We start from the raw sequence: 14,466 nt of genomic DNA, 5'->3' as shown, positions 1-14,466 counted from the left end.
ATCGGTCGATTTTGCCTTGTTGCCATATGACCGACGCATTACAACTCTAGGATTCGTCTCATCTGCTTGATGAGGCCTGTCCATGAACCCTGCAATCGCAACTGCCCTGACCAACCCCGGCGCACCGATGAAAGTGCGCGGCGTGCAGAAGCGCTTCGGCGCTTTCACGGCGCTGGATAACGTCTCCCTCGATGTCGCGGCCGGTGAGCTGGTGTGCCTGCTCGGCCCGTCGGGCTGTGGCAAGACCACTTTGTTGCGTTGTATCGCCGGTCTGGAGAAACAAGACAGCGGCGAGTTGTACCTCGGCGAGCGCGACGTTTCCCACCTCGCGCCCCAGGCTCGGGATTACGGCATCCTGTTCCAGTCCTACGCGTTGTTCCCCAATCTGACCGTCGAAGCGAACATTGCCTACGGCCTCGCCGGCAGCGGTCGCGATGAAGTGCGCCGTCGCGTCGGTCAGATGCTGGAACTGGTCGGCCTCACCGGCAGTGAGAAAAAGTACCCGGGCCAGTTGTCCGGCGGCCAGCAGCAACGGGTGGCATTGGCCCGCGCCCTGGCCCCCGCACCGTCGCTGTTGTTGCTCGACGAACCGATGTCGGCCCTCGACGCCCGGGTCCGCGAGCATCTGTGCACCGAGCTGCGCCAGCTGCAACGCAACCTCGGCATCACCACCCTGATGGTCACCCACAATCAGGACGAAGCCATGCTGATGGCCGACCGCATCGCCGTGATGAACAACGGCAAGGTCGAGCAGTACGCCACCCCGCAGGAAATCTACAACCGCCCGGCCACGCCGTTCGTGGCGGAGTTTGTCGGCCAGGGCAACTGGCTGCCGTTCCAGCGCAGCAGCGACAGCCACGCCAAGGTCGGCGGGATGAACCTGCGCCTGGCCGACGGCAGCGTCCATAGTCCGTCGGGCCGGTTGTTCTGCCGTCCGGAAGCGATCAACGTCAATCCGCTGGTGCACGAGGAAAACCTGTTCCCGGCCAAAGTCCGTGAGATCACCTTCCTCGGCAACCGCTGCCGCATGAGCTTCGAGCTCGATCAGTTACCCGGTCACGCCTTGCTCGCCGAACTGGCACCGGAAGCCATGCCGCGCCTCGGCGCCCAGCAGATCATGGTTGCCTTGCCGCCACGCAGCCTGCAGGTGTTTGCCTGATGAACAGCAACCTCGCACTGCCGCTACCGCAAAAGCAGGCGCGGCAGATGTCCGGGGCCGAGGTCGGCGACCGGATCTTCGTCCTCGGCGGCAAACTTCTGCTGCTGGTGCTGCTCGGTGTGGCGGTGCTGCTGCCACTGCTGGCGATCTTCTGGCGCGGCTTCAGCAGCGAAGCCGGGCAGGGCGGTGGCTGGCTCGCCGCCAAGGAGCTGGTGAGCAGCGGCAATTTCCACTGGTTGCTCGGTAACAGCCTGAAAGTTTCCCTCAGCGTCGCGGCGATCGTCGTACCGCTGGCCTACCTGTTTGCCTACGCCTTGCAGCGCACGATGATTCCGGCAAAAGGCATCTGGCGCGGGATTTCGTTGCTGCCGCTGATGGCGCCGTCGATGCTGCCGGGGATCGCGCTGGTCTATCTGTTCGGCAATCAGGGCCTGTTGCGCGGGCTGCTGTCGGACAACATCTACGGTTTCTGGGGGATTGTTCTGGGTGAGGTGATCTACACCTTCCCACACGCCTTGATGATTTTGCTGTCAGCCCTGTCGCTGGCGGATGCGCGATTGTTCGACGCTGCGTCGAGCATGGGCGCGAGCCCGGCGAAAGCCTTCCGCAGCATCACCTGGCCGGCGACTCGCCAGGCTGTGTTCGCCGCGTTCTGTCTGGTGTTCACCCTGACCATCACCGATTTCGGTGTGCCGGTGGTGGTCGGTGGCGACTATCAAGTGCTGGCGCTGGAAGCCTACAAAGCGGTGGTCGGCCAGCAGCAATTCGGGCGCGGCGCGCTGATTGGCATGGTTCTGTTGCTGCCGGCACTGTTCAGCTTCGGCGTCGATGCCTGGCTGCGTCGGCGTCACGGTGATTCCATGAGCGGCCGCGCCCAGGTGTTCAAACCGGCGCCGTCGAAGAAGCGCGATGCCTTTTATCTCAGCGTTGTGCTGCTGATCAGCGCTGCGTTGCTGCTGGTGTTCGGCATGGCGGTGTTCTCGTCGCTGGTGAAGTTCTGGCCGTACAACCTGTCGCTGTCGCTCAACCACTATCAGTTCAACGAGACCGCCGGCGGTGGCTGGCTGGCCTACGGCAACAGCCTGAAGATGGCGTTGGGCACGGCGTTGATCGGCAGCGTGCTGATTTTCACTGGCGCCTACCTGATGGAAAAGACCCGCAGCCAGCGCGGGCTGAATCTGACACTGCGCATGCTCAGTTTCGTACCGATGGCGGTGCCGGGGCTGGTGCTCGGTCTGGGTTACGTCTTCTTCTTCAACCTGACCGGCAACCCGCTGCACGTGTTGTACGGAACCATGACCCTGCTGATCGTCTGCACCATTGCTCACTATTTGACCACTGCGCAGATGACCGCCACCACCGCGCTGCGTCAGCTCGACGCCGAATTCGAAGCCGCCGCGCTGTCGCTCAAGGCGCCGCTTTACCGGCATTACCTGCGGGTCACCGTGCCGATCTGTCTGCCGGCGCTGCTGGACATCGTGCGCTACCTGTTCGTCTCGGCCATGACCACCGTGTCCGCCGCTATTTTCCTCTACAGCCCCGACACCATCCTCGCAGCGGTGGCGGTGCTGAACATGGATGACGCCGGCAACGTCGGCGGCGCGGCGGCGATGTCGACCCTGATTCTGTTCACCTCGGCGGGCGTGTCCTTGCTGCTGGCGTGGGCTTCGCGCGGCTTGCTGCGCCGTTCCCAGGCCTGGCGGCAAACGGCGCCCGGCCACTGATCCACGACTTGTCCCTATCGCCTCAACTCACCTACAGGAAAACGATCATGTTCAAGCCTATGGCCCTGGCCGCTGCTGTGCTCGCTACTTTCAGCCTGAATGCCTTCGCGGCAAAAACCGAGTTGACGGTGTACACCGCCCTCGAAGCCGAGCAGTTGAAGTCCTACAAAGAGGCCTTCGAAAAGGCCAACCCGGACGTCGAGATCAAGTGGGTGCGCGACTCCACCGGGATCATCACCGCCAAACTGCTGGCCGAAAAGGATCGCCCGCAGGCTGACGCGGTGTGGGGCCTGGCGGCGTCGAGCCTGGCGATTCTCGATCAACAGGGCATGCTGCAAAGCTATGCACCGAAGGATCTGGGCAAGATCGGCGCGAACTACCGCGACGCCGCCAACCCGCCAGCCTGGGTCGGCATGGACGTGTGGGCCGCGACCATTTGCTTCAACACCGTCGAAGCCGAGAAGCAGGGCCTGACCAAACCGGTGAGCTGGCAGGACCTGACCAAGCCTGAGTACAAGGGCAAGATCGTGATGCCGAACCCGGCCTCGTCCGGCACCGGTTTCCTCGACGTCAGCGCCTGGCTGCAAACCTTCGGCGAGAAGCAGGGCTGGGCCTACATGGACGGTCTGCACCAGAACATCGGCCAGTACGTTCACTCCGGCTCCAAGCCTTGCAAACTGGCGGCGGCGGGCGAATTCCCGATCGGCATTTCCTTCGAATACCCGGCCGTTCAGCTCAAACGTCAGGGCGCACCGCTGGACATCATCCTGCCGAAGGAAGGCCTGGGCTGGGAGATCGAAGCAACTGCCGTGATCAAAGGCACGCCGCACGAAGAGGCCGCGAAGAAATTGGCCGACTTCTCCGCCAGCGCCCCGGCGATGGATCTGTACAAGGAAAACTTTGCCGTCCTCGCCCAGCCGGGCATTGCCAAACCGCAGACCGAACTGCCGGCCGACTACGAGCAGCGCCTGATCAAGAACGACTTCGCCTGGGCCTCGAAGAACCGCGACGAGATCCTGACCGAATGGCGCAAGCGTTATGACGGCAAGTCCGAGAAAGTCGCTGCCAAGTAAGGTCTTCATCGACTGAGAGGGCCTCTTCGCGAGCAAGCCCGCTCCCACACTGGATCGCATTCACAACGTAAATCCCTGTGGGAGCGGGCTTGCTCGCGAAGGCGGTCTCCCATTAAGGGAAAATCTCCATGACACAACACAAAGACTTGCTGATCGTCGGCGCCGGCATCCTGGGCCTGTCCCACGCCTATGCCGCTGCCCGGCGTGGTCTCAAGGTCGCGGTTTTCGAGCGCACCGCCATGCCACTCGGCGCGTCGGTACGCAACTTCGGCCAGGCGCTGGTCACCGGCCAGCCACCGGGCCCGATGCTTGAACTGGCCAAGGCCAGCCGCGACATCTGGGGCCAGTGGGCGCAGCTCGCCGGCCTGCAACTCAAGCGCAACGGCTCGTACCTGTTCGCCCGCACCGAAGCCGAAGAGCTTCTGCTCGAAGCCTTCTGCGCCGGGCGCGCCGTCGAGCACGACTACCGCGTCGAGCTGCTGCGCGGTGCCGCACTGCGCGATCTGTACGGCGGCCAGTTCAGCCATCACCGCGCCGCGCTGCACGGGATGGACGATCAACAGCTGTATTCCCGGGAAGCGATTCCGACGCTGATCGAATACCTGCGTCGCGAACTCGACGTCGAGTTTCACTTCTCGACGCTGGTGCGCGACGTCGAACCGGGGCGCCTGCACAGCACCGCCGGGATCTTCTCCGCCGAACAGATCATCGTCTGCTCCGGCCACGATTATCAGACCTTGCTGGCCGAGCCGATTGCCGCCCTCGACCCGCAAATCTGCCGCCTGCAAATGCTCCGCGCCCGGCCGCAGATCGACCTGAACTTGCAACACGCCTTGCTCACCGGCCTTAGTTGCGTGCATTACGGCGCCTTCGCTGACTTGCCGGAAGCGGCCGCAGTGCAGGCGCAAATCCTGCGCGAACAACCGCACTTGCAGGAAAACGGCATTCACCTGCTGATCAGCCCGACGCCGTATGGCGAGCTGATCATCGGCGATTCGCACCATTACGGCAGCGATCCGTCGCCGTTCAACGCCGAGCAGGTCGACAACTGGATGCTCGAACTGGCCGAACAGACCCTCGGCTGCAAGGTGCAAGTGGTCGAGCGCTGGCAGGGTGTCTATGGTTCCCGGGGGCCGGGGCCGTTTTCGTTTCTGCGTCCGGCGCCGGGGCTGAGTGTGGCGTTGATGCACAGCGGCGTCGGCATGAGCGTCGGCCCGGCCATGGCCGAGCGCAATGTTGCACAGCTTTTTGGAGAGCACTGATGTTGAGTCATGAGCAAGTCATCGACCGGGTGTTCGGCCTCTATGAGCGCTTCGGCGCCAGCGACTACATTGGCGAGCCGGTGTCGCAGATCGAGCACATGTCCCAGGCAGCACAACTGGCCATCGCCGAAGGCTTTGACGACGAAGTGGTGCTCGCCGCGTTCTTCCACGACATCGGCCACTTGTGTGCCGAAGGCGCGGAAAACATGGGCGGTTACGGCGTGGTCAGCCACGAACGCCTCGGCGCGGACTATTTGCGTGAGGCTGGCTTCAGCGAACGCATGGCGCGGCTGGTGGAGTATCACGTCCAGGCCAAGCGTTATCTGACGCTCCGGGAGCCAGGCTATTTCGCGCGGTTGAGCGAAGCCAGCCGCCGCACCCTGGACTATCAGGGCGGAGTGATGACCGAGGCCGAGGCCGAGGCGTTCGAGCAGGATCCGTTGTGCGCCGTCAGTCTGCGGATGCGCCAGTGGGATGAGCTGGCGAAGGAAATGGCCGTGCCGGTGATGGATCTTGCGGAGCTGAAGCACAAGGCCTTCACCGTGTTGTCCGGCGAGACGCGCTGAACCTTCTTACGCCAAACCGGGAAACGGTGCATGGCAGGTATTGCCCCTTCGGCCCAGACTGGTTTTTTTGCCGAAGGAGCGCACGGATGCGTTTTTTGAAAGTGATTGCCCGGGATCGATCCGGCAGCGGCGCAGGGGACACTGTCCAGCTGCGCTTTCATGACAGCGAACAGGATTGGCGTGAAGCGTCGGCTCGTGAAGTGGCGCAACTGCGCAGCTTCTCCCGAACTTATCTGAAATGTGCCTGGTTCAACGCGGCCGATGAGGACACGCGACATCTGCGGATCTTTGCTTTGAACCCCGGCCGCGATGGAACGCCGGAATCAGTGAGGCTGCACTTTCACCAAGGCGAAACCATCGCTTACAAGGCCGCCGTCCACGACCTGGATAACGATGGCGGTTTCGAGGTTGTGCTGTGCTCGGACGTCGACAACGACGGGCGGGCCAATCGCACCGATCGCAGCCGGGTGACGGCGCTGGTCAAACCGTTCCTCAAGCTCGGCTGGTTCTAGAGTTCGAGCACTTTGCTCACCAGCTCATCGATCTGTTCCTGACGCTGGGCCTGATTCAGCTTCGAATGCGGATTGAGCGACGACCACTGCGGGTGGGCCCGGGCGATGCTCAGCGCCTCCGGCAGCTTGCCCTCACGCCAGGTCTTGTCCTGCGGCGTCGCTACCTGAATGCTGTCCAGCGCCGCATGGCCACGGGCGTTCAGCGCTTGCAGCAGTTGCCGCTGACGCAGGGCCAGTAGGCGCAGCACGTTGTCGTCGACCGTCAGTTCCCGCTGCCCTTTGATCTTGCCGAGCAGGCGGTTGCCATAGCTGCGGGCGGTTTGCAGGGCGCCGCCGGCAATGGCACCGGCCAGAGCGGCGGCGCCGAGGGTGATGCCGCCGACCAGCAAGTCCACACCCGCACCGGCTGCGGCACCGGCGGCAATCCCGCCGCCGACCCGCACGCCGAGTTGCTTGAGGGTTTCCGGGTTGAACAGGTCATCGCCCCAGCGCCCGTCGAGCAGCGGCAGATCGCTGGCGGCGGCGTCCTGCGGGCGGAAGGCGTAGAGCTTGAGCAGCGCTTCGACGCAGCGTTGTTCCCGCTGGCGCACGGCTTTGCGCAGTTCACTGATGGCCTGTTGTTCCTGTTCGGCGTTGCTCGCCACACTGCGTCGGCACGCGGCGCAGTCGATCAACAATTCGGCAATCAGGCGCGCGGCGCTTTGCTCGCGGGCAAGGCGTTGCGCTTGTTGATCGGCGATCAGCCGTTCAAGTTGTGGGCGGGCGTTTTCCAGCAACAGTGCGAGGCTTTCATACAGCCGCCGCTCGCCATCTTCGGGCGGGGCGACGCTGTCGAAACGCACCAGCGCATGCAGGCCAAGACGCGCCAGTGCTTCACGCCAGTCCGGCTCGCGGTGGTTGGCGCTGCTGACGAAATTCAGCACCGGCAGCAACGGTTTGCCGCAACTGGCCAGCACTTCCAGTTCGTCGCGGTACTTGGCCAGCACCGGTTCGCGTGCATCGATCACATACAGGCCGGCGTCGGAATCAAGCAGTTGCCGCAGTACCTTGGCTTCCTGTTCGAAACGCTGGCGCGCCTCGCTGCCGTCGAGAAACCGCGCCAGCCGTGCCGGGCCGTCGAGGCGTTCGCCGGGGCGTTCCAGACGCTCGAGAAAATCCAGCAGGGCGATGGCATCTTCCAGACCGGGTGTGTCGTAGAGGTCGAGCAACGGCTCGCCATCCACCGACAACCGCGCGCCTTCGACATGCCGCGTGGTGCTCGGGCGATGAGAGACTTCGCCGAAGCCGACGTCGCGGGTCAGGGTGCGCAGCAGCGAAGTCTTGCCGACGTTGGTGTGGCCGACCACCGCCAGTTTCAGCGGCGCTTTCCAGGCATCAGTCATGTCCGTGCTCCAGCCAGTTCAACGGGGCGCAATCGGCGAACGGCAGTTCCAGCTGATGCAATGCCACGTGCCAGTCACCGAGGCGTTCGGCGTCCAGCGCTTGTCCTTGCGGCGCCTGCAACAGCCAGACACGGGTTGCGGCGGCGTTGCGCGCCAGCTCGGCAATCAGCGCCAGGCTGCCGCGATCCGGCGAACGCCGTGGGTCGCAGGCAATCGCCAGGCGCGCCGGCGGGAAGCGGCTGAGCTGTTCGAGCAGTTTGTTGCGCGATTCCCGACTGTCGAGGATGCCGGCGTTGCTGACGTTTTTCGGCAGCGTCGGCGGCCATGAGTGTTGGTCGTCGAGTTCGATTGCCACGAGCAGCGCGCCGTCGCTGGCGTGTTCGCCCACGGTGCTTTCTACGCGGTGCAATTGCGCAGGCTCCGGGTCGGTGATGCCGAGGCGTTCGCTGGTCGGCATCAGGCGTTCGCGCAGTTGGGCGTAGCCGGGCAGGTTCAGGTCCAGGCGCAACGCAGCCTTGCCGCTGTTCCAGCGCCAGAAGCAAAAAAGCGCCAACAGCAGACGCGGCAGCACGCCGTACACTACCAGCACGCCGACCAGCCAGGTCGCCCAGGCCTGACGGGCGCTTTCGATGTTCAGCGCGGTGTCGCCGCTGGCGCGGATCATGTCCACGGTCGGCACGTTGAAGCCCAGCAGCGCGGGCAAGGCGCCGAGGGCCTGGGTCATGTTGATGAACGTGTCGGCGCTGAGAATCGTGGTTTCCCAGACGAAACCGTAGCGCCGGGTCGCCATCAGGGTCAGCAGCAAAACCAGCGCGCTGAACATCGCCAGCAACCACAGGCCATTGACCAGCGTACCGAGTGCCCAGCGATTGAGTTTCTGGCGTTGCAGCATCAGCAGCAGGGCCGGCGCCAGTTGCGCCGCCTTGGCGTCGCGGGCGAGTTTTTCACTGAGCCACAGCCACAAGCGGCCGAGGGTGGCGCCATGTTCGCCAGCGAAGATCAGCCCCAGCGCCCAGCTCAGCAGCAGAATCAGGTTCAGCCCGAGCAGACTGCCCAGGGCCCAGAACACATTGACCGGCGTCTGGCCCAGTGCGGCGAAGGCCAGACCGGCACCGCTCAGTACCGCGAAGATCGCCAGCAACACCAGCGCGAGGCGTGCGCCTTGCAACCAGTGCTTGAGCGCGGCGGTCAGGCCGTCGCGCTCGGCCAGCCACAGGGCGCGGCGCTGAATGCGTCCCGGCAGATCGCCGCCGGCCGCGCGGGCCAGGCGATTGGCTTCCAGATCGTCCAGCGGGCCTGCGTGTTCTTCGCGCAGGCGCACGGTTTCGGTGAGCCAGAGGTTTTGCAGTGAAGTCAGTTCAGTCACGCGGCATCCCGTTGCTTGATTGAGCCGTGAGCATAACCGCTGTGGCGCTTATCGGGGTAAGGGCGGCTCTGGTATCCTCGCCGGCATGACTAAATCACTCCCCCTCAGCCTGATCGCAGCCCTCGGTGAAAACCGTGTGATCGGCGTCGACAACAGCATGCCCTGGCACCTGCCGGGGGACTTCAAATACTTCAAGGCCACGACGCTCGGCAAGCCGATCATCATGGGCCGCAAGACCTGGGACTCGCTGGGTCGCCCGTTGCCGGGGCGTTTGAACATCGTGGTCAGCCGTCAGCAGGATCTTGTGCTGGAAGGTGCGGAAGTCTATCCGTCGCTGGAAGCGGCCGTGGTTCGCGCCGAAGCGTGGGCGAAAGAGCAGGGCGTCGACGAATTGATGCTGATTGGCGGGGCGCAATTGTATGCGCAGGGGCTGGCGCAGGCAGATCGTCTGTATCTGACTCGCGTGGCACTGAGCCCGGAAGGCGATGCGTGGTTTCCGGAGTTCGATCTGAACCAGTGGAAACTGGTGTCGAACGTGCCGAATCCGGCTGAAGGCGACAAACCGGCTTACAACTTCGAAGTCTGGGAAAAAGCCTAAGAGCCTCGCTGGCAGGCCAGCTCCCAAATTGGAATGCATATCCCTGTGGGAGCGGGCCTGCTCGCGATAGCGGTCTGTCAGACGCTACTCAAGCCTGAGCCAGTTCCGCATGCTCATCGGCATCCAGCAGTGCCTTGTCGGTCTGCTGCATCACCTGGCTGGTAATCGCACCGGCCGTGATCGAACCACTCACGTTCAGCGCCGTGCGACCCATGTCGATCAGCGGCTCGACCGAAATCAGCAACGCCACCAGCGAAACCGGCAAGCCCATGGCCGGCAGCACGATCAGCGCGGCGAAGGTCGCACCGCCACCCACGCCCGCCACACCGGCCGAACTTAAGGTAACAATCGCCACCAGCGTCGCGATCCACAGCGGATCCAGCGGGTTGATGCCGACGGTTGGCGCAACCATCACCGCCAGCATCGCCGGGTACAGGCCGGCGCAGCCGTTCTGGCCGATGGTCGCACCGAACGATGCGGCGAAGCTTGCCACCGATTGCGGAATGCCCAGACGACGGGTTTGCGCTTCGATGCTCAGCGGGATGCTCGCGGCGCTGGAGCGGCTGGTGAACGCGAAGGTCAGCACCGGCCAGATCTTGCGGAAGAAACGCAGCGGGTTGATCCCGGCCGCCGACACCAGCAGGCCGTGCACCACGAACATCAGGCCCAGGCCGAGGTACGACACCACGACGAAACTGCCGAGCTTGATGATGTCCTGCAGGTTGGAACCGGCCACCACTTTGGTCATCAGCGCCAGCACGCCGTAAGGGGTCAGCTTCATCACCAGACGCACCAGACGCATCACCCAGGCTTGCAGGGTGTCGATGGCGTTGATCACTTTCTGACCTTTCTCGACGTCATCCTTGAGCAGTTGCAGCGCGGCAACCCCCAGGAACGCGGCGAAGATCACCACGCTGATGATCGAGGTCGGTTTGGCCCGCGCCAGGTCGGCGAACGGGTTCTGCGGGATGAACGACAGCAGCAGTTGCGGCACATTCAGGTCGGCGACCTTGCCGGCGTAGTCGGTCTGAATGGTTTGCAGACGGGCCATTTCCTGAGTGCCGGCGACCAGGCCTTCGGCGGTCAGGCCGAACAGGTTGGTCAGGCCGATGCCGATCAGCGCCGCAATCGCGGTGGTGAACAGCAGCGTGCCGATGGTCAGGAAGCTGATCTTGCCCAGCGAAGAAGCGTTGTGCAGACGGGCCACGGCGCTGAGGATCGAGGCGAATACCAGCGGGATCACGATCATTTGCAGCAGTTGCACATAACCGTTGCCGACCAGATCGAACCAGCCGAGCGAGGCTTTCAGCACTGGGTTGCCGGCGCCGTAAATCGTGTGCAGCGCGACGCCGAATGCCACACCCAGCACCAGCGCGAGCAGGACTTTTTTTGCCAGGCTCCACGTGGTGTGACGGGTTTGCGCCAGACCAAAAAGCAGGGCGAGGAACACCAGCAGGTTGAGAATCAGGGACAGATTCATGAGGACTCCAGAAAAGACTGTGCCAACAGCCTTCCGGGGCTGCTGCGAACCGGCAAGCCTAACAGCTTGATTTGCAATGATTTAATACCGAAATCAAAGGTCGTCCGTCGTTTTTGGAATAAGCGGGTGTCGCTCTCGGGGATGCAGCTGGCGCGAAACGGACGTGGACGGTCGCTGACAGACGAGGACTGTCACACATATTTGTTAGCGTCGATTTCTTTGACCCAGGGAGAAAGCGCCAATGAAGTTCACACCGAAATTTCTGGCTGTCGCACTGACTGTGGGGATGGGCCTGGCCACTCAGGCATTCGCCACCGACCTGAAGCACTGGCCGGCGGATCAGGCCAAGGCATTGGACGCGATGATCGCCGCCAACGCCAACAAGGGTAACTACGCGGTGTTCGACATGGACAACACCAGTTACCGCTACGACCTCGAAGAGTCGTTGCTGCCGTTCATGGAAAACAAGGGCCTGATCACCCGCGACAAGCTCGACCCCTCCCTGAAACTGATGCCGTTCAAGGACACGGCCGACCACAAGGAAAGCCTGTTCAGCTACTACTACCGCCTCTGCGAAGTCGACGACATGGTCTGCTATCCATGGGTGGCTCAGGTGTTTTCCGGCTTCACCCTCAAGGAACTCAAGGGCTACGTCGATGAGCTGATGGCCTCGGGCAAACCGGTGCCGGCGACCTATTACGAAGGTGACGTGGTCAAGAATCTGGATGTGAATCCGCCGAAGATCTTCACTGGCCAGAAAGAGCTGTACAACAAACTGATGGAGAACGGCATCGAGGTCTACGTGATGACCGCCGCCTCCGAAGAACTGGTGCGCATGGTCGCGGCCGATCCGAAGTATGGCTACAACGTCAAACCGCAGAACGTGATCGGCGTGACCACCTTGCTGAAGAACCGCGACACCGGCGAGCTGACCACCGCGCGCAAGCAGATCACTGCCGGCAAATATGACGAGAAAGCCAACCTCGGCCTCGAACTGACCCCGTACCTGTGGACCCCGGCGACCTGGATGGCCGGCAAGCACGCGGCGATCCTGACCTACATCGACGAATGGAAAAAACCGGTACTGGTGGGGGGCGACACGCCGACCAGCGACGGCTACATGCTGTTCCACGATGTGGACGTGGCGAAGGGCGGCATTCACTTGTGGGTCAACCGCAAGGACAAATACATGACCCAGATTCAGGGCATGATGGCCAAGCACGCGGCGGCCCAGGCGAAAGAAGGCTTGCCGGTGACGGCGGACAAGAACTGGGTGATCGTCAAACCTGAGGAAATCCAGTAATTGCTACGGTGATCGTTCCCACGTCGAGGCGTTGAACCGTCCGCGTGGGAACGATCAAAACCTGAAGGCAAAAAAAATGCCCCGCACTTGGCGGGGCATTTTTGTTTCTGCGATTTGACGCTTACAGCCCGTCGAGCATCGCCTTGTTGCGCACCGCACCCTTGTCGGCGCTGGTCGCCAGCAGGGCGTAGGCCTTGAGGGCAGTGGTCACTTTGCGTGGACGCTGTTCGACCGGTTTCCAGCCTTTCTTGTCCTGCTCGACACGGCGTGCCGCCAGTTCTTCGTCGCTGATCAACAGGTTGATCGAGCGGTTTGGAATGTCGATCAGCACCTTGTCGCCGTCCTGTACCAGACCGATCGCGCCACCGGCTGCAGCCTCTGGCGAAGCGTGGCCGATGGACAGACCGGAAGTACCGCCGGAGAAACGGCCGTCGGTCAGCAGGGCGCAGGCTTTGCCCAGGCCTTTGGATTTCAGGTACGAGGTCGGGTAGAGCATTTCCTGCATGCCCGGACCGCCTTTCGGGCCTTCGTAGCGAATGATGACGATGTCGCCTTCCTTCACTTCGTCGGCGAGGATGCCACGTACCGCGCTGTCCTGGCTTTCGAAGATCTTCGCGTTGCCCTCGAACACATGGATCGACTCGTCGACGCCGGCGGTTTTCACCACGCAGCCGTCCAGGGCGATGTTGCCGTACAGCACGGCCAGGCCACCTTCTTTCGAATAGGCGTGTTCGAAGCTGCGGATGCAGCCGTTTTCACGGTCGTCGTCCAGGGTTTCCCAACGGGTTGACTGGCTGAACGCGGTTTGCGTCGGAATGCCCGCCGGGCCTGCCTTGAAGAAATGGTGCACGGCTTCATCGTCGGTCTGGGTGATGTCCCACTTGGCGATGGCTTCTTCCATGCTGCGGCTGTGCACGGTCGGCAGGTCGGTGTGCAGCAGGCCGCCACGGGCCAGCGAACCGAGGATGCTGAAGATGCCGCCGGCGCGGTGCACGTCTTCCATGTGGTACTTCTGGATGTTCGGCGCAACTTTGCACAGTTGCGGCACCTTGCGCGACAGACGATCGATGTCACGCAGGTCGAAGTCGATTTCGGCTTCCTGGGCAGCGGCCAGCAAATGCAGGATGGTGTTGGTCGAACCGCCCATGGCGATGTCGAGCATCATCGCGTTCTCGAACGCCTTGAAGTTGGCGATGTTGCGCGGCAGTACCGACTCGTCGTTCTCGCCGTAGTAGCGTTTGCACAGCTCGACGATGGTGCGGCCGGCCTGCAGGAACAGCTGTTCGCGATCGCTGTGGGTGGCCAGGGTCGAACCGTTGCCCGGCAATGCGAGGCCCAGGGCTTCGGTCAGGCAGTTCATCGAGTTGGCGGTGAACATGCCGGAGCACGAACCGCAGGTCGGGCAGGCGCTGCGCTCGTACTCGGCAACCTTCTCGTCAGAGGCGCTGGAGTCGGCGGCAATGACCATGGCGTCGACCAGGTCGAGACCGTGGCTGGCCAGTTTGGTCTTGCCGGCTTCCATCGGGCCGCCGGAGACGAAGATCACCGGGATGTTCAGGCGCAGAGCGGCCATCAGCATGCCCGGGGTGATCTTGTCGCAGTTCGAGATGCAGACGATGGCGTCGGCGCAGTGGGCGTTGACCATGTACTCGACGGAGTCGGCGATGATCTCGCGGCTCGGCAGCGAATAGAGCATGCCGTCGTGGCCCATGGCGATGCCGTCGTCCACGGCGATGGTGTTGAATTCCTTTGCAACGCCGCCAGCGCGTTCGATCTCACGGGCAACCAGCTGGCCCAGGTCCTTCAGGTGAACGTGGCCCGGTACGAACTGGGTGAAGGAGTTGGCAATGGCGATGATCGGCTTCTTGAAGTCGTCATCTTTCATCCCGGTGGCGCGCCACAATGCGCGGGCGCCGGCCATGTTGCGGCCGTGGGTGGATGTTTTCGAGCGGTAATCTGGCATGGAGCACTCCGGGCGGCTAATCAGGTATCAAAGGGGAGTGAGCTTCTATTGACGTCTGGAACACTCAGAAATGGCCGT

12 protein-coding genes are annotated in these 14,466 nt (G+C 62.9%); 8 read left to right on the top strand and 4 right to left on the bottom strand.

The features are described 5' to 3' along the window. Positions 1 to 82: 82 nt before the first annotated feature. From L6D74_RS01370 to L6D74_RS01345, 6 genes are all read left to right on the top strand, one after another. Positions 83 to 1,159, top strand: a complete 1,077-nt coding sequence (locus tag L6D74_RS01370) for a putative 2-aminoethylphosphonate ABC transporter ATP-binding protein (RefSeq protein ID WP_007953451.1) — start codon at positions 83 to 85, stop codon at positions 1,157 to 1,159. Beyond that, complete coding sequence (locus L6D74_RS01365) at positions 1,159 to 2,883, top strand: putative 2-aminoethylphosphonate ABC transporter permease subunit (RefSeq protein ID WP_236187520.1); 1,725 nt, start codon at positions 1,159 to 1,161, stop codon at positions 2,881 to 2,883. Before L6D74_RS01370 ends, L6D74_RS01365 begins: the two co-directional genes overlap by 1 nt. 47 nt (positions 2,884 to 2,930) lie before the next feature. Continuing rightward, the gene (locus L6D74_RS01360) at positions 2,931 to 3,956 is read left to right on the top strand and encodes a putative 2-aminoethylphosphonate ABC transporter substrate-binding protein (RefSeq protein WP_064600170.1); all 1,026 of its coding nucleotides are present in this window, start codon (positions 2,931 to 2,933) and stop codon (positions 3,954 to 3,956) included. 128 nt (positions 3,957 to 4,084) lie between these two features. Beyond that, on the top strand, positions 4,085 to 5,218 hold the full coding sequence (locus L6D74_RS01355; protein WP_236187519.1) for a TIGR03364 family FAD-dependent oxidoreductase: 1,134 nt from the start codon (positions 4,085 to 4,087) through the stop codon (positions 5,216 to 5,218). Next, a complete protein-coding gene (locus tag L6D74_RS01350) occupies positions 5,218 to 5,784 on the top strand; it encodes a phosphonate degradation HD-domain oxygenase (RefSeq protein ID WP_085646993.1) in 567 nt (188 codons plus the stop codon). The genes L6D74_RS01355 and L6D74_RS01350 overlap by 1 nt, the downstream gene beginning before the upstream one ends. An 86-nt stretch (positions 5,785 to 5,870) precedes the next feature. Next, a complete protein-coding gene (locus L6D74_RS01345; protein WP_064600162.1) occupies positions 5,871 to 6,296 on the top strand; it encodes a hypothetical protein in 426 nt (141 codons plus the stop codon). On the opposite strand, the gene L6D74_RS01340 is transcribed toward L6D74_RS01345, so the two are convergent. Together L6D74_RS01340 and L6D74_RS01335 are read right to left on the bottom strand one after the other, a co-directional pair. Next, complete coding sequence (locus tag L6D74_RS01340) at positions 6,293 to 7,678, bottom strand: GTPase/DUF3482 domain-containing protein (protein WP_236187518.1); 1,386 nt, start codon at positions 7,676 to 7,678, stop codon at positions 6,293 to 6,295. The two genes, L6D74_RS01345 and L6D74_RS01340, sit on opposite strands and share 4 nt — an antisense overlap. Continuing rightward, a complete protein-coding gene (locus L6D74_RS01335) occupies positions 7,671 to 9,044 on the bottom strand; it encodes a DUF2868 domain-containing protein (RefSeq protein ID WP_236187517.1) in 1,374 nt (457 codons plus the stop codon). The genes L6D74_RS01340 and L6D74_RS01335 overlap by 8 nt, the downstream gene beginning before the upstream one ends. Before the next feature lie 85 nt (positions 9,045 to 9,129). Here L6D74_RS01335 and L6D74_RS01330 point away from each other — a divergent pair, with 85 nt between their 5' ends. Then, positions 9,130 to 9,642 carry a dihydrofolate reductase gene (locus L6D74_RS01330; protein WP_085612000.1) on the top strand — a complete coding sequence of 171 codons (513 nt, stop codon included), beginning with the start codon at positions 9,130 to 9,132 and terminating at the stop codon, positions 9,640 to 9,642. 88 nt (positions 9,643 to 9,730) lie between these two features. Here the strand turns inward: L6D74_RS01330 and L6D74_RS01325 are convergent, their stop codons facing one another. After that, complete coding sequence (locus tag L6D74_RS01325; protein WP_236187516.1) at positions 9,731 to 11,122, bottom strand: L-cystine transporter; 1,392 nt, start codon at positions 11,120 to 11,122, stop codon at positions 9,731 to 9,733. 241 nt (positions 11,123 to 11,363) lie between these two features. On the opposite strand from L6D74_RS01325, the gene L6D74_RS01320 reads away from it, so the two are divergent. Further along, positions 11,364 to 12,425: an HAD family hydrolase gene (locus L6D74_RS01320; protein WP_085611998.1), complete on the top strand. Its 1,062-nt coding sequence runs from the start codon at positions 11,364 to 11,366 to the stop codon at positions 12,423 to 12,425. Positions 12,426 to 12,546: 121 nt separating this feature from the next. Here the strand turns inward: L6D74_RS01320 and ilvD are convergent, their stop codons facing one another. Then, positions 12,547 to 14,388, bottom strand: coding sequence for a dihydroxy-acid dehydratase (gene ilvD / locus L6D74_RS01315; protein ID WP_011336405.1), 1,842 nt, complete (start codon positions 14,386 to 14,388; stop codon positions 12,547 to 12,549). Positions 14,389 to 14,466: the final 78 nt, after the last annotated feature.

This window comes from Pseudomonas pharyngis (genome assembly GCF_021602345.1).
Classification (GTDB): Bacteria; Pseudomonadota; Gammaproteobacteria; order Pseudomonadales; family Pseudomonadaceae; genus Aquipseudomonas; species Aquipseudomonas pharyngis.
This window is presented reverse-complemented; position numbering and strand designations above follow the sequence as displayed.